Origin of the sequence: Bacteroides intestinalis (assembly GCF_003464595.1) — a bacterium.
Lineage (GTDB): Bacteria > Bacteroidota > Bacteroidia > Bacteroidales > Bacteroidaceae > Bacteroides > Bacteroides intestinalis_A.
Genome location: NZ_QRZF01000004.1, coordinates 35,584 through 59,427, shown reverse-complemented (window position 1 = coordinate 59,427; position 23,844 = coordinate 35,584). Strand labels below are relative to the sequence as shown.

Here is a 23,844-nt window from a genome sequence, read left to right as displayed (position 1 = left end):
GAACTTGTGCCCCTACCGTCGGATATATTTACCGAGTCAGTGAGAATTTCATACTGAAACCGAAGTCGGCACTGACAACCGGGTACGAACTGGAAGATATCAATGGGGTATTTTGCTGGCGATCGTAGTAGAGGCGTAAAGTTAGGAGGCGACTTAGGGTGTAGTCTGCAGAACAGGATATTTTAAGGGCTTTGTTTCCATTGGTAGCCTGGGCAAATCCTTGTTGGATATCACGGCAAAGGGCCGACTGGTTACGGAATGATATGTCGGTGCGAAGAGCAAGATCATGGCTGACACGATTTTTACTGTCCTTTACATTGCGGCGGCTGAATAAGTTGAAGTTTACAATCTTGTATCCCAAACCGATTACAAAGTCACGTGAGGCTGTTTCTACCAGTTGGCAGGCACTCATACTAAGATTCAGAATACGGCTGGTTTTATATTCTACCTTGGCGGTAAGTCCATTTTTAAGAGTGGCGTCCATACCAATGAGGGGAGAGAATTGCTCATTGATGGATACCATGCTGATATCGAAACGGGATGAAGGAATGGGATTTCCCGTTTGTACATCTTCTACAAAACCAAGATCGCCCATATAGCTCATGAAACTTTGGAAAGTATTGTAGCTGCCGACACTATATGTGCTCCGGTAGGCGTGATTCAGATTGACGCTGCGGAAATTCTTTTTGAACCAGGCTATCTTGGTGAGTCCGGTATAGGTAATGCGCCAGTTCGGCATCATGGAGAATAGGCTGGGGAAGAAGTCGAGGGCTGAGTTCCGGGCGTTCCTTCCGGTATAGGCGGCAAGGAAAGCAGGTATCATTACGTCCGGTGAATGTTTGCTGATAGTACCGTTGGCTGGATCGAATGTCTTACCGGCAAAGGTGCTGCCTTGTGGGTATTGTGCGCCAATGAACTGAGTTTCCACACGATCCCGGATAACATCGAGGTTGCGACGGAAGCGTTCGAAAGTACCGGAACGGTAGCCATCTCCGGCACTGTGTCGTTCGAAAGAACTTCCGATAGAAATGATGCTCATAGAGAAATTGCCACTGCGGGTATCCGGCATGCCTGCGAACATATATTGCATTTCGCGACTGCGGTTACGGGTACGATTTGCAGTGAGGTCTATTTTGAGATCACGTATCGGTTCCAGGGAAATACGTAGTTGCAAGTCTTCCAGAGCATTGCTGCTGGCCGGACTGACAATGGAGTCATTACAAACAAGCCAATCGTTTTGTAGGGCACGGTCAATGTAGCCATCTCCGGTAAGACCAAAAGCAAAATCTATTCCCGGAGCAAGGAAGCCACCATGTTTTTTTTGTCCGAACATGTCACCGACTTCAGGACGGAAGCCGGGAAGGGTCATGGCATATGTATTCTTGTACGTAAAGCTGAAATTGCGCACGCTCATAGCGAAGCGGGCGGTATGTTGCCCGAATTTATACCACCAGCCATCTTCCGGATTGGGCCCGGGAATGATCGTAAGTTTAATGCGTGCCGTATCTTTTGTATCGATACGGAGGGAATTGGCACTTAGGACTTTATAATTTACAAGATAACGACGCCCGTCGACTGTAAGTGCACTGACTTTGGGACGACGGGAGTTCATATTGTGCTGTATCGTGAGGGTGGTATCTGCACGTAGTTGTATTTCTTTATCGTAGCGACGTGGCTTCTGTTCTTTGGGGGATGTCGGTTTGCGATACGAGGCAGAGAAACGACGGTTCACTTGCTTCAGATAGGGGATCTTGTTATATAACGCTTCAAGATTGAAACGGGAATTTACATCGATACTTCGTTGGTTGCTGACAGTATTTCCCATTTCTATGCCTTCGGATAAAGAGACACCACGATCCCAGTTATAGGAAGAAGCAAAGCGGAGATCTGCACTGATCCAGTCAGTGGCGGGGAATTTATCAAATGGGAGTTTATAGGTAGCATTGAATGTCTGCTGGAAGTCGATGGGACGGCCGAGTGAGAGCAGGCTACGGCGGACAGTATCCTTCCAGGCTGTGTATTCGTCGGGATAAAGGTCTTTATTCACTACGCCGTAGGGCTCTACAATTTCAGCGTGGGTAGCAGAGGTGAAATTGAAGCGAAGGCTTTTTGTCAGGTCCCAGCGCAGGGCAAAGTCACGGTTCCAGAGAAATTCTTTGGCTACAGAGATTGGAATACTTTCGATACTGATGTCTCCATTGCCCACGGATGTTCCGGAGGTCAATGCTTCCAGGTCACGGAGTTGCAGTTCGTAGTAATGGCGTGTCATGTCGGTATTGAATGATATACTTTGAGGTAGCCAATTCAGATTGAGTTCCTTAATAAAACGCATCCAGGGAGACTTGTTTTCCATGCTTTTGAAAGGTTCCCATGGACGGTATATGGGAGCGTAGTTATAAGTCATAGCAGCACGCCAGTCTGTTTCATTTTCATAGGCGGTAGTACTGCCTTGATTATGACGCAGGGAACGGGAGTAGCTGAAAGTAAAGTTTCCCGGATCGTATGGCATGGGATTCTTACTGGTGATACCCAGCCGTGCATTGCTGAGGCTGAAATTACGGTAGGTAGTAATTTCACGGGCTATATTCATCAGTGAGTCGCGTTCCCAATCGGTGGTGCAGGCATCAAGTGCATCATCCAACAACATATCTTTGTCCAGTGGATTGTACTTGGGCGTGGTGGCTTCTTTGGAGTAGGAGAAATAAATGGGCGCAGTCAGTTTGGCTTTCTTGGGAAAGAAGCGTCCAAGGTCGAATGTAGTAGTGAAGCTGTATTGATAGTAGTCATCCAGACGGCGTTCACTGACACTTTGTTCCAATCCGCCGAAACCGGCTGTTTCCATGTGTCCGGCCAGATTGATGCTACCTATATCAGAGAGTTGCACATTGAGATTGCCCTGTGCAGCCCAACCACCTTCTTCATTGAATTCAGTGAGACGCAGTTCGTTTACCCAGATTTCTGCCGACTTGACAGTACGAGAATTATTGCGAACTCCGATCATCAGGGTCTTTACCTCTGCCAACGACGGATTACCAATTACACTTATTTTGTTAGCAGGCTTATCCGGATCGTATTCGGAATAGACTTTGGCATAGGTTACACCACTATTTGAAATATTCTTCAGGCGATTGCGCGTCTTTTTTGCATTGGTCAGCACACCGAGGTCGATATCCAGATTATTTGACTTAGGCCAGACGGCAAGGCAACCGGCAGCGGTGCTTCCATTATATTCTCCGTGGGGAGTGAGTGTGAGTGGAATTTCGTATTCATAATAATTGCTACGATAGTCTGAACCGAGACGGATAAATACGGAGAGTTCACCGTCTTGTGGGTCAGTACTGAGATCGGGTAAGGCTTCGGCATGGGCAAACATTTGCAGACGTTTGTACTGCCTCATATCCATACCGGTATTTTTGTAGACGGCACGGGCATCACCGGGAGCCAACTTTTCCAGCTTCAAGCTCATGGCTTGTTCATTCTGTTGACGGAGTTGCGGTTGTCCGGGATCGATGACGCGGGAAATACCCGGAGGCATCACATAGTTTACCGGGGTGCGGTCACCGTTTTCTTCGATGTTGACGGCAGATACATCCAATGTAGCGGAACTGGTGGTAGAAGCACCTTGCTGTGTGTTGTTCAAGGCATCGGTATAGGTACGCCATTCACCACGTACTAATTCGAGTGTGGCGAAGCGTAGTACAACGGGTTTCTCAAATCCGGTCAGGAACATACGCATGAAGCGGATGGATTTAAAATCTTTAATGCTTCCCACTGCCTCGCCACTGCGTACAGGTACTTTGAACTGATACCAGGTCACTTCTTCTGTTTGTCCGTTGCGCAGGCGGACGCTGACTGTTCTTTTGTCGGTGATATAGTTTTGCCCTACTTTCAGATCGGTGGGAGCAAGGCGGACACGATATTGGAAATATTTCTCAGTCTCGTTCAGTGTATTGTCCTGATTGATATCTTCTACATCGGGCACGGTTTTTGAGGATATGTCATATCGCTCCGGGGAGTCTTCACTGGCTGTGGAGTTGCCTTCGGTATTGTTGTAGTATTTGTAACGATCCAGGATACTACGTTCCTCCCGGTCGTAATCACTGCCCCGGAAATAGTGATAAGTGTCACCAGCCGGGTCATTGTATAACTTCTGGTAAGCTTCGGCATTAACGATGCCTTGTACTCGTTCCAGATATTTCTGATACGTGGAGAAAGTACGTTCGTCTTCTGTGGAGAGTCCGTTCAGACCGACATCCTGGCGGCGGCGTGCACCGGAAGTATTATCGAAGGCATACACTACGCTACGGTCCCTGGGGACACGTCCCCAGACGGTTTCTTCGGTTTTTGTCATATCTCCATCAATGGGCAGACCATTTTCAAAAAATTTCTTGCCGTCTTTCAATATATCTTCGGATACTTCTCCAAGATTGATATAAAGGTCACCTCCGCGGGCGGTAGAAGTCGTATTTTTAATAAGCGTACCATCTTCTGCATAGATGAAAGGATCGAGTAGCCAGAATGAAACATACTCGATATTTGCAGCTTCAAAGTCACTTGTATCCAATTTGCGCATCATACCTCCCCAGCGTTTCTCCGGATTACGCAGAGTACCATCCGAATTCATATCCGTATCGAGATTATAGGGTCCCCGTTCCTGCGGGTAATATGCCAGGTTCAGTACATTCATAGAGGCTGACTCCTGATAAGGGGTTTCCTTATTAGGAAAAAGTTCTTGTTCATATACTTCGCGCACGTAGTGATTACTAAGTTGGTTGAGATCATTTTTGATGTGTGTCGGTGTCAGCGAAGAATTGCGTCGGGTAAAAAGTCCGTCAATATGATACCATGCCAGTAATGCCCGATTTTTTCCATAGTTTATATCATTACTGAGTGATGCTTCGGGAAAGAGGGCAGAGGCGGAAGGGCTGTAGGGAGTGCTTGCCAGCATCCAGTATGAGGGCTGGCGGAGGTCGATACCACTTTGCGTGCTTTCAAAGTCATCGATGTACGAAGCGTTTTGTTGCAGTCCTTTGGCATGTCCCGGAATGAGGTGGGCGAATTCCACACCCAGATTGATACTACTGGGGACGGTGGCATTGACAAAAGGTAACTTATCTATCATATTTGTCAGCCATTGACTCTCTTTCTTCCATGAGGCATTTACCCCCCATAAAGTGTTGGAGAGGGGTTCGTCGCCCATTGCAACTTTGCTCGTCAGCGGTTTTTCGCTGAGGTGCATGATGCTTCCTCCGAAAGAGAAGTTTTGCGAGAAATCATAAGTGAAGTTTAGTCCCATCATCGTTTTGCGCTGCATGCTGTAAAGTGTGTTGCTTTCCAGATTTACACTGATGGCTGTGCCGGCATCTATGATGCTTTGGTTGAGGATGGTAACTATTCCCAATGTGTAATCTACTGTGTAGTCGGAATTCTCAACGAGCGTCATACCACCAGCTGTTACACGTACCGACCCTTGCGGAACATTCATGGCTCCCAATCGTATTTCATTTGCATTGGAGGCACGGTATTCTCCCGTCAATCGGTATTTATTCTTCTCCGCAGTTTGCCTGGCAACAGTACGGGTAGAGTCATAGAGTTCCTGAAATACGTATTTATCTGCCAGTGCATCATTGCCGATTGCTTTTCGCAAATGACTGCCGAAAGGTTCTACAACCGGAAAATAAATACGTCCGTCTGCAGCAGTTACAGTATAGCCTTCTACAAAGTCGAAGAAACCGTCTGCACCTGTTTGATTCTGGCTATTGAGGCGGTCGAGATTCATGACGCGTAATAGAGGCATTTTGGCAATCTTGCCTTCGGGAATATAACGTAGATACACACCTGTCGTATCACTTTGGTAGGTGATATTCAACTGGAACTTCTCCTTTTGAACAGAGTAGGCATTGAGGCTATAGACGTTTTTCATCATCAGATCCCAGCAGGCGGCATCGGGAGAGTTAGCCGTATTCTTCAATAGTTTAACAAATAAGCTTTGTCCTGTCTCTTTGATGTCAGAAGAAAATTCACCTACCTGATAACTCCGTCCCCCCAGTGTGTATTCAAAAGCGACTGCCAACACTTCATCCGGTTGCAGGGTTTGTTTTAGTGAAATATAACCTAGCTTACTGTTCAAAGTATATTCCGAAGAAGTGAGAAGCCGGGCACTTTCAATCTTCTCATAATCCATACCTCCCTCTACACCGGGAATATTGTTCATGGTGTTGCTTACTTGGCTGATGTCGCGGGCAGCAGCATAGGTACTGGTCATCTGCGCATAAAGGGTATTGGCATTGTTGGTGGGTGCATTGACATTGGAAGTAGGGTTGGATGGATTTCCTGTTCCTTGCCAAGCTGTGTTGTTACCAATATGAAAGGCTTCCCCGAGGTCTGTTAATGCTACAATATTGCGGGGATTATCATAGTTATTTCGTTTATTGGTTACCCATACTTCAATTCGGTTAATTGTAACTCCCGAAAGGATGTTTGGAAGTTGGGTCAGGTTTTTGTCATAAGTATCCCGGAAATAATGGGCTAGAAAAAAGTGACGATTTTCTTCGTAATTATCTGCGGAGAAGTCGAAAGTTGTGGTTTGTGCACCACCGCGGCTTGTCACTGTTTTGGCTTCACTCTCTTGCTGGCTGATAACAGCCTGTAGCTTTAGTTTGCCAAATTGCAGGTCTGTGCGAATACCGAACAGTGCGGATGCCCCGCGTATTAGTGAGTTATTGGTGGACATGCTCACATTACCGGCTTCAATCAGTTTGATGATTTCATCTTCTTTTCCCTCATATTTCAGTTTCAGCCGTTTGGTGTCAAAATCAAAGGTTGCATCGGTGTTGTAGTTCATATTCATATTCACCTTGTCACCTACTTTTCCATTGACGTTGATATTAATTTTTTCGTCAAAGTCAAAACCGAGTGTTTTGCGTTGACTTTCCGGAAGTGAGGGGTTCTTCACATTTTTGTACGTCATGCCGAAGCTGAGCTCTGCATTACCTTGTGTACGTATCTGTACCCCACCGGGGCCGAACAATTTCTCTGCCGGACCAAGGTTGAACTTCATATCCATAAAGTCAAAAGCCTCTTTTCCTTTGCCGATTTGTTCTCCGTTCTTTTGGCGATAATAAGATTGCATGGATTGTTTCAACGTCCAATCCAGATATTCTTCGGGGGTCAGTACCATCGGTACACCGATTTCGGTATTCCCTAATTTTGTGCGTATGTAGTATCTGTCTGTTTTTGCATCATATTCTGCCTCGGTTCGCAGGTTCATGGGTGATTGCAGGTCGGCAGGGTGGGGAGAAAGGTCTTTTAGTGTACCCGGCACGGTCTTGCGAACGGAATATCGCGGAGCTATTGTATCCTGTACATTTTCTGCTTCTTGTGCACTCTCCCCATTTACATTCTGTCCCATAACGACAAAGCTGCCAGGCATGAACCACAGCAGCAATAACCAGATGATATGTCGTATACGAGGAGACTTCATGTTTTTATCTTTCGGTAGAATAATTCTTTTATTCTCACCGTAGGGAGAATGTTTTCTCACACCTGTGAGATTTTATTCTCAAGCCTGTGAGAAAACATTCTCATAGGCTTGAGAATAACTCAGTCAAGGTGAAACTAAACGGAGAACATTAACAGGCAGGTAACCTTTGCTTGTGCCACTTATCATTTACTAAAGTCTTTTCAGCGCCAACTTAATAACCTGCTCTACCGGTGCATCCGGCTCTTCTTTCAATATTGCCAAAACTACCTTTTGTGATGGTGCTTGTGCAAATCCCAACATTGTCAATGCAGCAATGGCTTCTTCCTGCACCTGTGCATTAGCAGCAGATAACATTCCGCCAAGACTTCCTATCGTACTTCCTGCACTTGCTGCACCTGTCTTGATTTTATCTTTCAAATCCACAATCACCCGTTGGGCTGTTTTTAATCCGATACCTTTCACTGTCTTCAGTAAATTGGCATTTTCAGTACTGATAACATTCACCAGTTCTGCCGGTGAAAGTGCTGAAAGTATCATTCGTGCAGTATTACCGCCAATGCCCGAAACGGAAATCAGCAACAAGAATAATTCACGCTCTTGTTTATCTGCAAAGCCGTAGAGGATGTATGCATCCTCACGTATAGCCTCGTAGATATACAGTTTACACTCTTTTTTGCCTTGGATGGCGGCATACGTATTTAATGAAATATTAACGGCATATCCCAATCCGTTACAGTCGATAACTGCGGTTGCCGGGCTGAGCTCGGCAAGTCCGCCTCTGATGTATTCTATCATAATACTTACTATAACGCGCGCGAGCGAGGAATATTGTGTTTCTTCATTACAGACTCAGAAGAGTTTCGGGGAACTTTTTCCTTTGGAAATTGTTTTAGAGTGATAAGTCATTGAAGGTACATAAGTTTGAAAGAAGTCTTAATAAAGAAAAAACTCTGTGGAACACTGAATCGTTTTGTGGTTAAATTGAATGAAAATGATTACTTTTGTGCCGATAAAATAGAAAACTGATAAATAAATTCAATAAAAGAATGAAAAAAGTAAGAGCAGCCATTGTTGGCTATGGCAATATCGGGCAATACGTGCTCGAAGCGTTGCAAGCGGCTCCCGACTTTGAAATTGCCGGTGTAGTACGCCGTGCTGGAGCTGAAAACCGTCCCGCAGAACTGAGTGAATACCCTGTTGTAAAGAATATCAAGGAATTGGAAGGCGTTGATGTTGCAATTCTTTGTACACCAACCCGCAGTGTAGAGACTTATGCCAAAGAAATCCTTGCACTTGGCATCAATACGGTTGACAGCTTCGATATTCATACCGGTATTGTAGATTTGCGTCGCACACTGTCTGCTTCTGCAAAAGAGCATAATGCAGTTTCTATTATTTCTGCAGGTTGGGATCCGGGAAGCGATTCTATCGTACGTACCCTGTTGGAAGCTATTGCTCCGAAAGGAATTACTTATACAAACTTTGGTCCTGGAATGAGTATGGGACATACAGTAGCTGTAAAAGCTATTGATGGTGTAAAGGCTGCTCTCTCCATGACTATTCCTACCGGAACTGGTATTCACCGCCGTATGGTTTACATTGAATTGAAAGACGGTTATGAGTTTGATAAAGTAGCTGCTGCCATCAAGGCAGATCCATACTTTGTGAATGACGAGACACATGTGAAATTAGTTCCCAGCGTAGATGCTTTGCTTGACATGGGACATGGTGTAAACCTCACTCGTAAAGGTGTTTCCGGTAAAACTCAGAATCAATTGTTTGAGTTCAATATGCGCATTAATAACCCTGCACTTACTGCTCAGGTATTGGTTTGTGTAGCTCGCGCTTCCATGCGTCAACAACCAGGTTGTTACACTATGGTAGAGGTTCCGGTTATTGATCTTCTGCCGGGAGATCGTGAAGAGTGGATCGGACACTTAGTGTAAGAAAATACGATTATATAGAAAAGGATGGCCAAGGTAATATTGGTCATCCTTTTTTATTGAGGTAAATCTAAAGTTCTCTTTTCTGGTTATATATTTATTCTTTATCAGGTATTTTTTGATAAGCAATTTGTATAGGTGCATCTATCCATTTCTCCGTTTTGAAGTCGAATAAGTTCATATTCATATTTAATACGAAAGTATCTTTTCCAGTCCTTTTCATCGAATTGATACAGCCAAATTGTTTATCATGATCGCTATCAGAAGTCAGAATCACTTCGTCGCCATCAGTAAACTCATACGTATAAAATATAAATTCCTGAAGATAGAATGCCAGAAAAGGAGAGCCATCGGAGGTATACTCTATGTGTTGGCAAGGAATACTGAAATTTGCAAACTGAGCATTGTTCGTCTGATATTTTAAAGGGCGCATTTCTGCATAATAGAAGTCAAATGAGTAATAATCTTCAATAATTTTGGTACTATTCAGGTGGTAAGGAGATATTATTTCTAAATAGACATCATTTGATACAATACCATCATTGTTCATGTCTACTGCTTTTTCGGAGATTATGGAAACTATTTTATAGTTACCTGCAAATTCACTGACAGGAGAATCATCTGACTTATTACAAGATATAAATGTAATAATAAATAATAGGTAGATTAGCTTGTTCATGATATTGATATTTGTGTTTAGTTTTAGATTATATAGTCTTGATATAGACAAAGATAGTAATAAATTCTATATAAAAGAACTGCATCAAAATAAAATTGTCAGTTTTATTTTGATGCAGTTTACATCTGTGGTTAAGTTCTCTTAGAACAGGAACCGCAGAATATCATTAAAGTTTGCCCAAAGCAGCAATCCGAATAGTAGGAACATGCCCACCATTTGCGCACGTTCCATAAACTTATCACTTGGTTTGCGACGAGCCACAATCTCATAAATAAGGAATAGTACATGTCCGCCATCCAGTGCCGGAATAGGCAGAATATTCATGAAGGCGAGGATAATAGAAAGGAACGCTGTCATGTACCAGAACTGATGCCAATCCCATGTAGCAGGGAAGATGCTTCCGATAGTTCCGAAGCCACCCAATTGCTTGGCACCTTCTTTAGAGAAGAGATATTTCATCTGTCCTACATAGCCTTTCAGAGTTTGTACTCCCAATGCTGCACCAGCGGGGAAAGAGGCCAGAAAACTATATTCTTTCTTTACAACCGGCAGTAACTGATTGGTTGCCGTACGTACCACTGCACCTATCTCATAGATTGAATCTGTAGCAAAAGTTATGGTATCTATCACTCCGGCACGTGCATAAGTCAATGTGATATAATGAGAAGCTGAATCCGCTTTCTGACGGCGTAACATCTCTTCTTTGAAATCGAAATAAGCAATGTTCTTTCCGTCCAATTGCATAATACTGTCACCTGCTTGCAGTCCGGCAAGGGCAGCAGGACGGTTGGCACAAATACTATCAATAACATACGGATAGCGGAATGAGGCAAAACGTACACTGTCAGCCAGCAGACGCTCCATAAAATTCTCAGGAATATAAACGGATACCTCTTGCCCATCGCGGCGTACTGTTACCTGGCGGGCATCGACAACGCTTGTCAGCATGTCACCACCGTAACGTTCAAAGGGTACACCATCAGCAGATATAAGTACGTCACCGTCACGGAAACCGATAGCTTTTGCCGTTTCGTTGAATTCCATACCCAACGGGGCTTTTTGTACCGGTACGTATTCATCTCCCCAAGTAAAAAGTATCATAGAATAGATGAATAATGCCAATATGAAATTGAACAATACACCACCTACCATGATTAACAACCGTTGCCATGCCGGTTTGGCCCGGAACTCCCACGGTTGTATTGGCTGTTGCATCTGTTCGGTATCCATAGACTCATCTATCATACCTGCTATCTTTACATAACCACCTAACGGCAGCCAACCAATACCATATTCCGTATCACTATTTTTCGGCTTGAACTTGAACAGGGTAAACCAAGGGTCGAAGAACAAACAAAACTTTTCTACCCGTGTCTTGAAAAGACGGGCGAAGAGGAAGTGCCCTCCCTCATGAACGATAACGAGCAACGAAAGGCTCATAATGAGTTGCAGGGCACGAATCAAAAATGTTTCCATCTAATAATTTTTCTATTTTACTATTAACTACTATTTACTATTCTTATTCTTCTCCGAGGAAGAAGGGAGTTGAGATACTTTAATACCTGTACTATTTTTATTTTATCAACTCTTGTGCAATACGGCGTGTCATCGCATCCGTAGCTACATAGTCTTCATATTCCGGTTTTGCCACAAACGATACGATAGACATTGCTTTCTCTATCACATCACTCATGCCGAGGAATGAAATCTCATCCCGCAGGAAAGCGGCAACTACCACTTCATTGGCTGCATTCACGATACAAGGCATATTTCCACCTTTATGCAAAGCTTCGTAAGCCAAAGCCAGATTACGGAAACGAGTCGTATCCGGTTGTTCGAATGTCAGGTTTGTGCACATCTTGAAATCCAACCGGGGAAATGAAGCCTTCAGGCGTTGCGGATAAGAGAATGCATACTGAATAGGCAGACGCATATCCGGCATACCCAATTGTGCCTTTACTGCACCGTCTTCAAACTGCACCATCGAATGTATAATAGATTGCGGATGTACTACCACTTCAATCTGATCCGGACGTACACCGAATAACCATTTTGCTTCTATCACCTCGAACCCTTTGTTCATCATTGAAGCGGAATCAATCGTGATCTTCGCCCCCATATCCCAATTAGGATGTTTCAAGGCTTGGGCTTTGGTTACCGTAGCCAGTTGTTCCATTGTGCAATTGCGGAACGGACCACCGGATGCCGTAAGGATCACCTTCTCTATTGGATTACCGAGTTCCCCCGCTAAACATTGGAAAACGGCTGAATGTTCGGAATCTACCGGTAATATAGGTGTACCGGATAGGCGTGCCATATCGTTAATCAGCTCACCTGCCACAACAAGCGTCTCCTTGTTGGCAAGAGCGATGGGTTTACGGGCACGAATAGCATTCATGGTTGGTTTCAGTCCGGCATAACCTACCATCGCAGTCAGTACGATGTCAATTTCCGAGTCTTCCACAATCTGGCAGATAGCATCCGTTCCTGCATATACTTTGATAGGCAGGTCGGCAAGGGCTTCTTTCAGTTGGGCATATTTCGTTTCGTTGGCTATAACTACCGCTTCAGGCTTGAATTTCCGAGCCTGAGCAATAAGTTCTTCTACACGGTTGTTGGCGGTCAGCACATACGCTTCGTACTGGTCGGATTGTTCTTCAATCACCTGTAATGCCTGCGTACCTATGGAACCGGTAGAACCGAGTATAGCAATTTGTTTTTTCATTTATCTATCACTTAAAATACAATATATTGTTCCGGATTCACCGCCCGTCCTTTGTGCCATAACTCAAAGTGCAGGTGAGGACCGGTTGTCAGTTGTCCGCTGTTTCCTACCAAGGCAATAGCCTCTCCGGCCTGTACAGTGTCTCCTTCACGTTTCAATAAGGAACTGCAATGCTTATATACGGATATAAAATCTTGATTATGTTGTACTTCTATCACATATCCTGTTTCGGCCGTATAAGTACTCAAGATAACTGTACCATCCAGCGTAGCAAGTACGCTCTCTCCGGGATTGGCGGCGATATCCGTACCGTAATGTTTTCTGTCAGCATCAAATTTGTCTGTAATCATGCCTCGCGTGGGACGATAAAATATCAATCCTTCTATGTCCGGGCGGGCTGTAATGCTTGTCAGATTATATTTTTCTGTTTCTTCATATTGTTTCCGGAACTCCGCTTCCCGCTGTGTGCGTTCCATCAACGAATCTTCGCGTACAGTAGTCAGTGAGTCCATATTGTGCACAGTATCTACCCGTATGGTTCCACTGAAAATATCCTGTATATTCATGATATACAAATTCTGGCGATCTACCAACTGTTGAAGTGAATCTACTCGTAAAGCATTCTCTACCACTTGGGCACGGATCTCACTGTTCATATATCCCGGCAAGTAGTTACGCAACGGAGTGAAAGCAATGATAACTGAGGCAACCAGAAACAAAACAGTCAGCACAGAAAGTAATACCGAGATGCCGTTTAACTTGGATACACGGAGACCGACTACTTCTTCGAGTGTATTCTCGTTGATGATAGTCAGCTTATATTTGAATTTGATATTACTCCAGAATGCTTTATGTCGTTTCTTTTTCACCATACGCGCTAATCACTTATCACTCTATCACTAATCACTTGTTTACACTTCCTCTGTTTCATCCAAAGCCAGTAATCCTTCGGGTAAATCCATAGTGATTACTTTGTGCTTTTGGTCAATGTTCTGGATGAATTCTTCTTGTGCAGGAATCAGTAACTCTTCTCCCTGATGATCAACAACAAACAAGGTGTTGATGGTTGCAGTATCCACCTCTGTTACTTCTCCTAGGTCTCCGTGGTTAACTTCTTCCACGCGGAAACCTACGAAGAAATCCCAGGTCAGTTCTCCCGGTCCGGCATCTTCGGCATGTTTGGCGGGAAAATAAACTTCCACGTTGGTGAACATCCGTGCACGTTCCGCCGTGTCTACTCCTTCCAGCTTTACCAATGCAGTGGAGTCGGAGCGGAAACGGTATTCCTCCAGGAAGAAAGGTACGAAAATACCATCCAACAGGCAGATTAGGTATTCAGCTTCCACCCGGTCAAAAATGTCATCGGTGAATGTAAATGACAACTCACCGTGAATGCCGTGCGGTTTGTTGAATACTCCTATCTTATATACATCTTCTCTTTTTATCATCTTATCATCCTACCATTCTTAATCATCTTCCACCATCCCATATCATATTCTCGTAATTCTTGCTCCGATAGCATTCAGGCGTCTTTCGATATCCTGATACCCCCGGTCTATTTGCTCAATGTTGTGGATACGGCTGCTTCCTTCCGCACTCATGGCGGCAATCAGCAATGCAATACCGGCACGAATATCAGGTGAAGTCATATTTCCGCCTCGCAGACGCATGGCATGGTTATGGCCAATGACAACGGCACGGTGAGGGTCACAAAGAATAATCTGTGCTCCCATATCTATCAGTTTGTCCACGAAGAACAGGCGGCTCTCGAACATCTTCTGATGGATAAGCACGCTGCCTTTTGCCTGAGTGGCAACTACGAGCATTACACTCAGCAAGTCCGGCGTCAGTCCCGGCCAGGGAGCATCGGCAATAGTCATGATAGAACCATCTATGAACGACTCTATCTGATACGTTTCCTGTGCAGGTACATAGATATCGTCTCCCCGTTGTTCCAGTTTGATGCCCAGACGGCGGAAACTTTCAGGGATGATGCCCAAGTTTTCATAAGAAACATTCTTGATGGTGAGCTCACTTTGCGTCATGGCTGCCATACCGATAAAACTGCCGACTTCAATCATATCGGGAAGTATTGTATGTTCGGTACCGTGTAGTTCGTCCACTCCTTCAATGGTCAATAGATTGGAGGCAATGCCTTGTATCTTGGCGCCCATGCGGTTCAGCATCTTGCATAGTTGTTGCAGATACGGTTCGCAGGCAGCATTGTAAATAGTGGTTGTTCCTTTGGCCAGTACCGCTGCCATCACGATGTTGGCAGTTCCGGTAACCGAAGCTTCGTCCAGCAACATGTAGGTGCCTTTCAGTTCGCAAGCTGAAATCTCATACGCTTCGCGTTCTGCGTTGTACGAAAAATCTGCACCCAGATTCTGTATACCGATAAAGTGAGTATCTAGACGTCTGCGTCCTATCTTGTCACCACCCGGTTTTGATATCATCGCTTTATGAAAGCGTGCCACCATCGGGCCGATTAACATAACCGAACCTCGCAGACTGGAACATTTCTTCAGGAATTCATCACTTTCCAGATAACTCAAATCCAGCTTTTCAGCTTTGAAACAATACCTATCAAGCCCTTTTCTGGATACCGTAACGCCCATATCACGCATCAGTTGAATGAGATTGTTGACGTCCAGTATGTCCGGAATATTATGTACGGTCACCTCTTCGGCTGTCAGCAGCGTGGCGCAGATAATCTGCAATACCTCGTTTTTTGCGCCTTGCGGATGGATCTCGCCGGATAATCTGTGTCCTCCTTCAATTACGAATGATGCCATAAATTGGGATTTATGACTTATGATTTATAATTTATGATTTATGAACGGATCTGCCGCTTATAAATCATAAATCTGAAATCATAAATCTATTAGTACTTTCTCTTATTATTCCGGTTATCTCTCCGGTTATTCTGATTGTTTACTTTCGGACGGTAGTTCTGATTGATACGTTCAGCCATCAGTTTGATGATGTCATCCGTCATCTGCAATTTGCCACCCGAATATTCATTAAGATCTTCTGCAATTTTGCGGTCGTCTACCGTATCCTTGTTCCAGGTCATGTAGTCTTTCTTCATGTGGTTGCAGATCAGGGCTATCAGGTTTTGCTTTTCATCTCCTTCGGGGAAGTCAATTGCTTTCTTTATCAATACTTCCAGTGTACGGCCGTAGTGGCGGTAACGAATTTTTGTACTGGGATAGGGGATCACTTCCGGACGGGTATTCAAATTATCTTTGCGGATAATTTCATAAGGATAATCAATGTCCAGTTTGAAGTCGGACATGATAGCCAGATGATCCCATAATTTATGTTTAAAATCGGGTACATCACGCAGATGCGGGAACATATTACCCATGATGTTGATAATGGTGTTTGCGCAACGTTGGCGTTCAGCGCGGTCTTCGATTGTCAACGCGTGGTCAACCATGTTTTGGATGCTGCGTCCGTATTCCGGCAAAGGCATCCGCTTTTGTTGAGTGTTATATTGCATATATTATAAAAGTTTTTTCGGTTGGGAAGCTACAAACTCTTTCAGGTAGAATGGTTCAAAATAAGCTACATCCTTAAAGTCGTTTTCGGCTATTGCTTTTTCTGCAAGTGGGAACATCATCTTTGCCAGCGGGCGAATATCGTCAATGAAGTGCGCATTGGGATGAGTTATTTTTTCTTTGCACTTGGCTGCCCCGTCTCCAAAGAAATAGACGGGATGTTGATCCAGAAATTCCGTATAAGAGTTTTCGTCTACAATGTCAGCGGCTATGTCGCGCACAGGCTTCAGGGCACGGTCGTAGATAGCAGCATATACCTCCATGCGGCGTGCATCGATCATCGGGCATAGCAATGCGTCTTCGGGCAATTCATCATGATAAAGCAATACCGGCACGCATTGCACCTTCAATGTCGGAAGACCGATCAGCGGAATATTACGTCCGTAACAAACCCCTTTCGCCATAGATACGCCGATGCGTAGTCCGGTGTAAGAACCCGGTCCGCAACTCACCGCCACTGCATCAATCGGCATGGCATGACTGTCGGCAAACGACAGCGCTTCGTCTATAAATACTCCCAGCAGAGCGGCATGAGACGGGCCGTTCAGATCTTCTTTGTTAAATACATTTTGTCCATCTTCACTCACAGCAACGGAGCATGCCGAGGTGGACGTTTCAATATGCAAGATACACGACATAGTCTTTTGTTAGTTTAATTGTGGCAAATTTACAGGTTTATTTTCAGATACACAAGCGAATCCAAAAAGGGTTCGGTATCTTTCTTGCGGCATAATTGGCAGGTTTTTAGATTATTTCTATCTTTGCTATCTGATTTTAGGAATAAATACTGAATTCATTAACATAAAATAACCGGCACAAGGAGGTCGTTGTATCTGTAATTATGATTGTAGCTATTATTATTGTACTTTTTATTTTGGTGGTGATTTCGATGTACAACTCATTGGTGAGAAAGAGAAATCAGATAGAAAATGCTTTTTCCACTATCGATGTCATGTTGAAACGTCGCTTCGATTTGATCCCCAATCTGGTTGCAACCGTTCAGCAATATGCCAAGCATGAAGCTGATACATTTGCTGCAATAACGGAAATGCGCAACAAGACTTATGCTTCTCTTAATGGCAGCGAAAAGGCGGACTTTGACAAAATGTTTTCTAAAGTGCGCACTCAATTCTTTGCAGTGGCGGAGAACTATCCCGAACTAAAAGCTTCTGAAAATTTCCTGCAATTGCAGCGTTCGCTCAATGAAACGGAAGAACAGTTGGCTGCTGCCCGCCGCACTTACAATGCTTCTGTAACCGATTACAATAATGCCGTCCAGACTTTCCCTACAAATCTGTTGGCAGGTATGTTTGGCTTTACAAGAAAAGCGGTGCTGACAATTCCGGAAGCAGAACGTGCAACTCCGGATGTAAAAAACTTATTCAATTCATAAAATAGCCGGCAATGGATTATGTAGATTTTGACTCTCTGGCGCAGAAGCTGGCCCCCACATTGCAAGTTCTGGAAAATAAGCGTAAGGAACTCCTGAGAAAAGGACGTTCAGAGGGTTTGATTTATGCTGCTATTTTTCTGGTAGTAGGAGTGATTGCTTTGCTAATACTTAAATTGGAAGGGATCTTTGGTCCGATAGTTATTGTTGTTATTTCTGTAATCATCTTTATTACTTGTATCAATAATAAGTCGAAAATATTCTCCTCTTTTTATAAAGAAGAAGTGGTAGATGAAATAATCCATGCCTTTTGTCCGAATGCGACCTATTCTCCGAATGACGGAGTGAGTGAGGATCTTTTTAGAAATAGCGGACTGTTTACTTCTCCCGACCGTTATCATGCCGAAGATTTGATAGAAGGATGTCTGGATAAAACCAGCTTTATCTGTTCGGAAGTACATGCTGAAGAGCGCAGGGCTCGTTCTACCAAGAATGGAGTGCAGTATTATTGGGAAGATATTTTCAAAGGATTTCTTTTCATTGCTGACTTTCATAAAGAATTTCAGGGAGAAACGACCGTTTTGCGGGACAGCTTTTTCAAGATTAAGATGGGAGCTTCGAGAGTGAAAATGGAAAATCCCGATTTTGAAAAAGTCTTTGATGTCTTTTCCACGAACCAGATTGAGGCCCGCTATCTGATTACCCCTTCCATGATGGAAAGAATGTTGAAGTTGGACAGCAATTTCAAGAAAGGAGTTACCATCAGTTTCCGGAATTCTACGATTCTGGTCGCCATTCCGGATTCAAAGAACCGGTTTGAAGCAGATGTGTGGAGTTCTTTGAACGATATGAGCATCCTTAAATCGGACTTTGCAGTGCTCCAATCCTTACTGGAAATTGTAGATGAACTAAACTTGAACACACGTATTTGGAGTAAAGAGTAAGCGATAAACACATCACTTATTTCTTGAATAATTTTCACTAATGAAAATATTCATGTAATTTTGCGGAAAACTAAAGAATCTTATGATACAATCCATGACCGGATACGGTAAAGCGACCGCTGAACTGTCCGATAAGAAAATCAATGTAGAAATCAAATCGCTCAATAGTAAAGCGATGGATCTGTCAACCCGCATCGCTCCCCTCTACCGGGAAAAAGAAATAGAAATCCGTAACGAAATTGCTAAGGCACTGGAACGTGGTAAAGTGGATTTCAGTCTGTGGATTGATAAAAAAGATGCCTGTGAACTTATTACTCCCATTAACCAGGATGTGGTAGTGGCGTATTACGAGCGGATTCGCACCATCTCCGAAACTACCGGTATCCCTGCACCCGAAGATTGGTTCTCTACTTTGCTCCGCATGCCGGACGTGATGACAAAGAACGATATTCAGGAACTGAGCGAGGAAGAATGGAAAGCTGTTCATGCCACTGTGCTTCAGGCTATCCAAAATCTGGTTGATTTCCGTATACAGGAAGGCGCGGCTTTAGAGAAGAAGTTCCGCGAAAAGATTTCTAATATTGCCAAGTTGCTGACTTCTGTTGATCCGTATGAAAAAGAGCGTGTAGAGAAAATCAAAGAACGCATCACGGATGCTTTGGAAAAGACCATCAGCGTGGACTATGACAAGAACCGTCTGGAACAGGAACTCATCTATTACATTGAGAAACTGGATATAAACGAAGAAAAACAACGCCTGAGCAACCACTTGAAATACTTCATTAATACTATGGAGGATGGAAGCGGGCAAGGTAAAAAATTGGGTTTCATTGCCCAGGAAATGGGACGTGAAATCAATACGTTGGGAAGCAAGTCCAATCATGCTGAGATGCAGAAGATTGTAGTGCAGATGAAGGATGAGCTGGAACAAATCAAAGAACAGGTATTGAACGTGATGTAATTACTATTTCAATATGGCTAAACTTATTATATTCTCAGCCCCTTCCGGGTCAGGGAAATCAACCATTATCAACTATTTGTTGGAGCAGAACCTGAATCTGGCTTTTTCTTGTTCTGCTACCAGTCGTCCGCCACGCGGAACAGAACAGCATGGAGTGGAGTACTTCTTTCTTTCTCCCGAAGAATTCCGTACCCGCATTGCCAATGACGAGTTTCTGGAATATGAAGAAGTGTATAAAGACCGTTACTACGGTACATTGAAGTCTCAGGTAGAAGCTCAGTTGGCTGCCGGACAAAATGTGGTTTTTGATGTGGACGTTGTAGGTGGCTGCAATATAAAAAAGTTTTATGGCGACCGTGCTCTGTCGGTGTTCATTCAGCCTCCTTCGGTAGAGGAACTTCGTAAACGTCTGGTAGGACGTGGAACGGATGCTCCCGAAGTGATAGAAGCCCGCGTTGCTAAGGCGGAATATGAACTGACGTTTGCACCTAAGTTCGATAAAGTCATTGTAAATGATGATTTGGAGCAGGCGAAGGCGGAAGCTTTGCAGGTAATTACAGAGTTTTTATCGAAATAATAAGGTCTGTCATGTATCAGCCGAAACCTGTTTCTCCTAAACAGAACAAGTCATTGTTGATTCTCAACACACTCCTGGCACTTATATCTTTGGTGTCAGGTCTGATGGCGTTGTATTATAGCCAATGGACAATCGTTCTTGGTATGACATTAGTATTGCTTTCAAGTTGCATCAATGTTTATACTTGCTGGAAACGTATGAAAACAAAAGAATGAAAACGGGTATCTTCAGCGGCTCCTTCAATCCGGTTCACATCGGACATCTTGCCCTTGCCAATTATCTTTGCGAATATGAAGGGCTGGATGAAGTGTGGTTTCTCGTAACCCCGCATAATCCGTTGAAGGAAGAAGATGAATTGATGGATGATACCTTCCGTTTGAAGTTGGTTCAACTTGCCATTGCGGGGTATCCCAAGTTTAAAGCTTCTGATATTGAGTTTAATCTGCCCCGTCCGTCCTATACCATCCATACACTGGATAAACTGAAAGAAACCTATCCCGACCGGGAATTTCATTTGATTATTGGTTCGGACAATTGGGCGCTTTTTCCCCGCTGGTATCAGTCGGAACGTATTCTTGCTGAAAATCATATTCTCGTATATCCCCGTCCCGATTATCCGGTTTCTTCCGATTCCCTTTCGGAGAATGTAAAAGTAGCTTCTTCTCCTACTTTTGAAATCAGTTCTACCTTTATTCGCCGGGCGATGGAGGAAGGGAAAGATGTTCGTTACTTCCTCCATCCGGCGGTCTACGAGGCCTTTTTGTCTATTCGCTCCAGTTCCATTTGATGTTTCACGTACTTTTTAAAGGTTTTACTGGGGCGGAACTTTACCATTTCAAGCGTACGGACTCGGCATGTATATCCTTTTTCTGCATGGCAGGACGCGTGTATGGAGTAGCTCCTTTGTTTTCACCGCTGGAATTTGGTGTTTCGTAAAGGTCATGATAAGTACTTGTGTATATTTTTATCTTTCGGCTTCTATAGTATAGGTGAAGCTGTCTGCTCGATAATAGCCTATATTGTATTCTATAGGTATTCCATTGATATCATAAACAAATCTTTTCCTTATTAATATAGGGTCGCTGGATTTTATATCCAGTTTTTCTGCGATAAATTCTCCCGCCAAACGTGCAGTAACTTCTTCTTTGCTGGTTTTTACTATGATATTATATTTGTTTTCGAGCATTCCGTAAAGAGGTTGGGTAAAATCTTCATCGCCTGTCAGTGGAATATTTGGATTGAAATAAGAAATGAAGGAAACAAATGGGTATTCTTTATTGCCTCGTACTCTTTCCAATACCATGCATTTAGTTCCCTTGTCAGAATCTATTTCGAAGAAGGTGCATATTTCTTCGGAAGGTTTTTTGAAACTGACATGCAATTCGAAGTTTTTGATTTCAATTCCCAGCATTTTCATCTCTTGTGAGAAGCTTAGCCAGTTTTTGACACCTCCTACAATACCTTTTTTTACTACCCTTGTACCATGGCCTTTTTTTCTAACAAGCAGTCCTTCAAAAACAAGTTTATTGATGGCTTGACGAAGAGTGTTTCTTGATATGTTTAATTGTTCAGACAATAAAACCTCATTTGGAAGTAACTTCCCGTTCTTGTACTCTTCTGATTCAATAAGTTTTCTTAGAACTTCTTCAGCTTGAATATGAAGTGGTTTTTCTGAATTTGGATCTAATTTCATGCTCATTTCTTGTTCTTTCATTCTTTGATAATGCAAAGGTAATTCTTTTTTTTAGAAAAAAATCCAAATATCCTTTTATTTTAAATATAAACGTGTATATTTGCACAAACTATTATATGTTCATACATATTAAAACAGAAAAGTATCTATAATTATGAGAAAAGTTAATTACGACAGATTTCCTTCTACCAAAATTTCGGGAACAATTCTTCAAGGATGGGATGATATTCATGTCTTGTTAGCGGAGTGTTTAGAGGTCAAGGTGGTTTTACTTGTTGAGTTCTATGCAGGAGTGAATGAGGAAGAGGTAATGAATGAATTAGAGTTGTTGTCCCCTACCTTATTAATTAATACGCGTGACTTAATGAAGTCGGAAGAAGAGATTAAGGTAATGACGGAACGCTTTATGACGGATGACATCCTTTTTGGCTATGTTACGAACCTAACTTTGAGTGACTATTTCGATGTAGAGAAGTTGGAGGCAGCCCGTAAGCAAATGGCAGCCGCAGCAGGAAAAGTGATTGTTGCGGGAGCAGGTGCTGCTATGTTAGCTTCTGCTGATGCTACATTGGTTTATGTGGATATGGCTCGTTGGGAAATACAACAACGCTTTCGTGCACACAAAGTTAAAGCTTTAGGTGTGGACAATCGTGCGGATGCTGTATCATTGCAATATAAAAGAGGATACTTCAATGATTGGAGGATTCTTGATAAGTATAAAGAAGGTTTGTTTTATCAGGTGGATTTTTGGTTGGATACTCATATTGCTGATAAACCGAAGTTGATTGATAAAGAGACGTTTTTTAATGGAATAGAAGAAACGGTTAAAACTCCTTTCCGTGTAGTTCCTTTCTTTGATCCGGCTCCTTGGGGGGGGCAATGGATGAAGGAGGTGTGTGGCTTAAATCCTGAGAAAGAAAATTATGGCTGGTGCTTCGACTGTGTGCCCGAAGAAAATAGCCTGTATTTGGAGGTTAATGGTATTCGTTTTGAATTACCTTCTGTAGATTTGGTACTTTTGAAATCCAAAGAATTGCTGGGAGAACCGGTGGAAGCTCGCTTCGGTAAGGATTTTCCTATTCGTTTTGACTTTTTGGATACAGTAGGCGGTGGAAACCTGAGCTTGCAAGTGCATCCTACCACGCAGTTTATCCGCGAGAATTTCGGTATGTATTATACTCAAGATGAAAGCTATTATTTGTTGGATGCTAAAGAAGGGGCATCTGTTTATCTTGGCTTGAAAACTGGTATCAATAAGCGCGAAATGATTCATGATTTGCGTGAAGCACAAAAAGGAAAGCAGTTTTTCGATGCAGAGAAGTATGTGAATAAGTTACCGGCTCAGAAACATGATCATTATTTGATTCCCGGAGGTACAATACATTGCTCCGGTTCAGAAGCACTTGTATTGGAAATTAGTTCCACTCCTAATTTGTTTACTTTTAAACTTTGGGATTGGCAACGCTTGGGGTTGGATGGACAACCGCGCCCAATTAATGTGGAAAGAGGAAAATGTGTGATAGATTGGCAACGTAATACGGAATATGTGAATGAACATCTGGCGAATCATTTTATTCAAGTGGGGGATGGTGATGGTTGGAGAGAGGAACGCACGGGACTGCATCCGAATGAATTTATTGAGACGCGCCGTCATTGGTTCTCTAAGTCAGTTACACATCATACAGGTGGCAGTGTGAATGTCTTGAATTTGGTGGAAGGTGAAGAAGCTATAATCGAAAGCCCAACAAATGCTTTCAAGCCTTTTATAGTGCATTATGCTGAAACGTTTATAATTCCGGCAAGTGTGGGCGAATATACAATTGCTCCTTATGGCAAGTCTTTAGGATTGGAGTGCGGAACAATTAAGGCTTATGTGAGATTTTGAA

At 43.4% G+C, this 23,844-nt stretch carries 19 protein-coding genes; 8 read left to right on the top strand and 11 right to left on the bottom strand.

The window, feature by feature from the left end; translation table 11 throughout:
* Window positions 1–28: 28 nt before the first annotated feature.
* A complete protein-coding gene (sov, locus tag DWW10_RS07045) occupies window positions 29–7,483 on the bottom strand; it encodes a T9SS outer membrane translocon Sov/SprA (RefSeq protein ID WP_118421265.1) in 7,455 nt (2,484 codons plus the stop codon).
* 189 nt (window positions 7,484–7,672) lie between these two features.
* On the bottom strand, window positions 7,673–8,278 hold the full coding sequence (gene ruvA / locus DWW10_RS07040; RefSeq protein ID WP_022392668.1) for a Holliday junction branch migration protein RuvA: 606 nt from the start codon (window positions 8,276–8,278) through the stop codon (window positions 7,673–7,675).
* 251 nt (window positions 8,279–8,529) lie between these two features.
* Here ruvA and DWW10_RS07035 point away from each other — a divergent pair, with 251 nt between their 5' ends.
* On the top strand, window positions 8,530–9,429 hold the full coding sequence (locus DWW10_RS07035) for a diaminopimelate dehydrogenase (protein ID WP_022392669.1): 900 nt from the start codon (window positions 8,530–8,532) through the stop codon (window positions 9,427–9,429).
* Between the two features lie 94 nt (window positions 9,430–9,523).
* Here the strand turns inward: DWW10_RS07035 and DWW10_RS07030 are convergent, their stop codons facing one another.
* The 8 genes from DWW10_RS07030 to tsaB all read right to left on the bottom strand — a co-directional run bounded on the left by DWW10_RS07030 (window position 9,524) and on the right by tsaB (window position 17,031).
* A complete protein-coding gene (locus tag DWW10_RS07030; protein ID WP_022392670.1) occupies window positions 9,524–10,105 on the bottom strand; it encodes a hypothetical protein in 582 nt (193 codons plus the stop codon).
* 141 nt (window positions 10,106–10,246) lie between these two features.
* Window positions 10,247–11,581 carry an RIP metalloprotease RseP gene (gene rseP / locus DWW10_RS07025; protein WP_022392671.1) on the bottom strand — a complete coding sequence of 445 codons (1,335 nt, stop codon included), beginning with the start codon at window positions 11,579–11,581 and terminating at the stop codon, window positions 10,247–10,249.
* A 97-nt stretch (window positions 11,582–11,678) separates the two neighbouring features.
* Window positions 11,679–12,830: a 1-deoxy-D-xylulose-5-phosphate reductoisomerase gene (locus DWW10_RS07020; RefSeq protein WP_007214906.1), complete on the bottom strand. Its 1,152-nt coding sequence runs from the start codon at window positions 12,828–12,830 to the stop codon at window positions 11,679–11,681.
* An 11-nt stretch (window positions 12,831–12,841) separates the two neighbouring features.
* Window positions 12,842–13,702, bottom strand: a complete 861-nt coding sequence (locus DWW10_RS07015) for a M23 family metallopeptidase (protein ID WP_007214905.1) — start codon at window positions 13,700–13,702, stop codon at window positions 12,842–12,844.
* A gap of 39 nt (window positions 13,703–13,741) precedes the next feature.
* Window positions 13,742–14,278 (bottom strand): ribosome maturation factor RimM, encoded by a 537-nt coding sequence (gene rimM / locus DWW10_RS07010; protein WP_007214904.1) that lies wholly within the window; start codon window positions 14,276–14,278, stop codon window positions 13,742–13,744.
* A gap of 42 nt (window positions 14,279–14,320) precedes the next feature.
* A complete protein-coding gene (gene murA / locus DWW10_RS07005; RefSeq protein WP_022392672.1) occupies window positions 14,321–15,625 on the bottom strand; it encodes a UDP-N-acetylglucosamine 1-carboxyvinyltransferase in 1,305 nt (434 codons plus the stop codon).
* Window positions 15,626–15,714: 89 nt separating this feature from the next.
* The gene (locus DWW10_RS07000) at window positions 15,715–16,335 is read right to left on the bottom strand and encodes a DUF4290 domain-containing protein (RefSeq protein ID WP_007214902.1); all 621 of its coding nucleotides are present in this window, start codon (window positions 16,333–16,335) and stop codon (window positions 15,715–15,717) included.
* Between the two features lie 3 nt (window positions 16,336–16,338).
* Window positions 16,339–17,031 (bottom strand): tRNA (adenosine(37)-N6)-threonylcarbamoyltransferase complex dimerization subunit type 1 TsaB, encoded by a 693-nt coding sequence (gene tsaB / locus DWW10_RS06995; protein WP_022392673.1) that lies wholly within the window; start codon window positions 17,029–17,031, stop codon window positions 16,339–16,341.
* A gap of 203 nt (window positions 17,032–17,234) precedes the next feature.
* Between tsaB and DWW10_RS06990 the strand changes: the two genes are divergently transcribed.
* The 6 genes from DWW10_RS06990 (at window position 17,235) to nadD (ending at window position 21,052) form a co-directional block, all read left to right on the top strand.
* Window positions 17,235–17,786 (top strand): LemA family protein, encoded by a 552-nt coding sequence (locus tag DWW10_RS06990; RefSeq protein ID WP_118421266.1) that lies wholly within the window; start codon window positions 17,235–17,237, stop codon window positions 17,784–17,786.
* A gap of 11 nt (window positions 17,787–17,797) precedes the next feature.
* On the top strand, window positions 17,798–18,727 hold the full coding sequence (locus DWW10_RS06985) for a DUF3137 domain-containing protein (RefSeq protein ID WP_022392675.1): 930 nt from the start codon (window positions 17,798–17,800) through the stop codon (window positions 18,725–18,727).
* A gap of 82 nt (window positions 18,728–18,809) precedes the next feature.
* Window positions 18,810–19,688, top strand: a complete 879-nt coding sequence (locus DWW10_RS06980; protein WP_007214898.1) for a YicC/YloC family endoribonuclease — start codon at window positions 18,810–18,812, stop codon at window positions 19,686–19,688.
* Window positions 19,689–19,701: 13 nt separating this feature from the next.
* Window positions 19,702–20,265 carry a guanylate kinase gene (gmk, locus tag DWW10_RS06975; protein ID WP_022210861.1) on the top strand — a complete coding sequence of 188 codons (564 nt, stop codon included), beginning with the start codon at window positions 19,702–19,704 and terminating at the stop codon, window positions 20,263–20,265.
* 11 nt (window positions 20,266–20,276) lie between these two features.
* Window positions 20,277–20,480, top strand: a complete 204-nt coding sequence (locus tag DWW10_RS06970; protein ID WP_022210860.1) for a hypothetical protein — start codon at window positions 20,277–20,279, stop codon at window positions 20,478–20,480.
* Window positions 20,477–21,052 (top strand): nicotinate (nicotinamide) nucleotide adenylyltransferase, encoded by a 576-nt coding sequence (gene nadD / locus DWW10_RS06965; RefSeq protein ID WP_022392676.1) that lies wholly within the window; start codon window positions 20,477–20,479, stop codon window positions 21,050–21,052. Before DWW10_RS06970 ends, nadD begins: the two co-directional genes overlap by 4 nt.
* A 177-nt stretch (window positions 21,053–21,229) precedes the next feature.
* Here the strand turns inward: nadD and DWW10_RS06960 are convergent, their stop codons facing one another.
* Window positions 21,230–21,958, bottom strand: coding sequence for a GntR family transcriptional regulator (locus DWW10_RS06960; protein WP_118421289.1), 729 nt, complete (start codon window positions 21,956–21,958; stop codon window positions 21,230–21,232).
* Window positions 21,959–22,112: 154 nt separating this feature from the next.
* On the opposite strand from DWW10_RS06960, the gene DWW10_RS06955 reads away from it, so the two are divergent.
* Window positions 22,113–23,843: a class I mannose-6-phosphate isomerase gene (locus tag DWW10_RS06955; protein WP_022392678.1), complete on the top strand. Its 1,731-nt coding sequence runs from the start codon at window positions 22,113–22,115 to the stop codon at window positions 23,841–23,843.
* Window position 23,844: the final 1 nt, after the last annotated feature.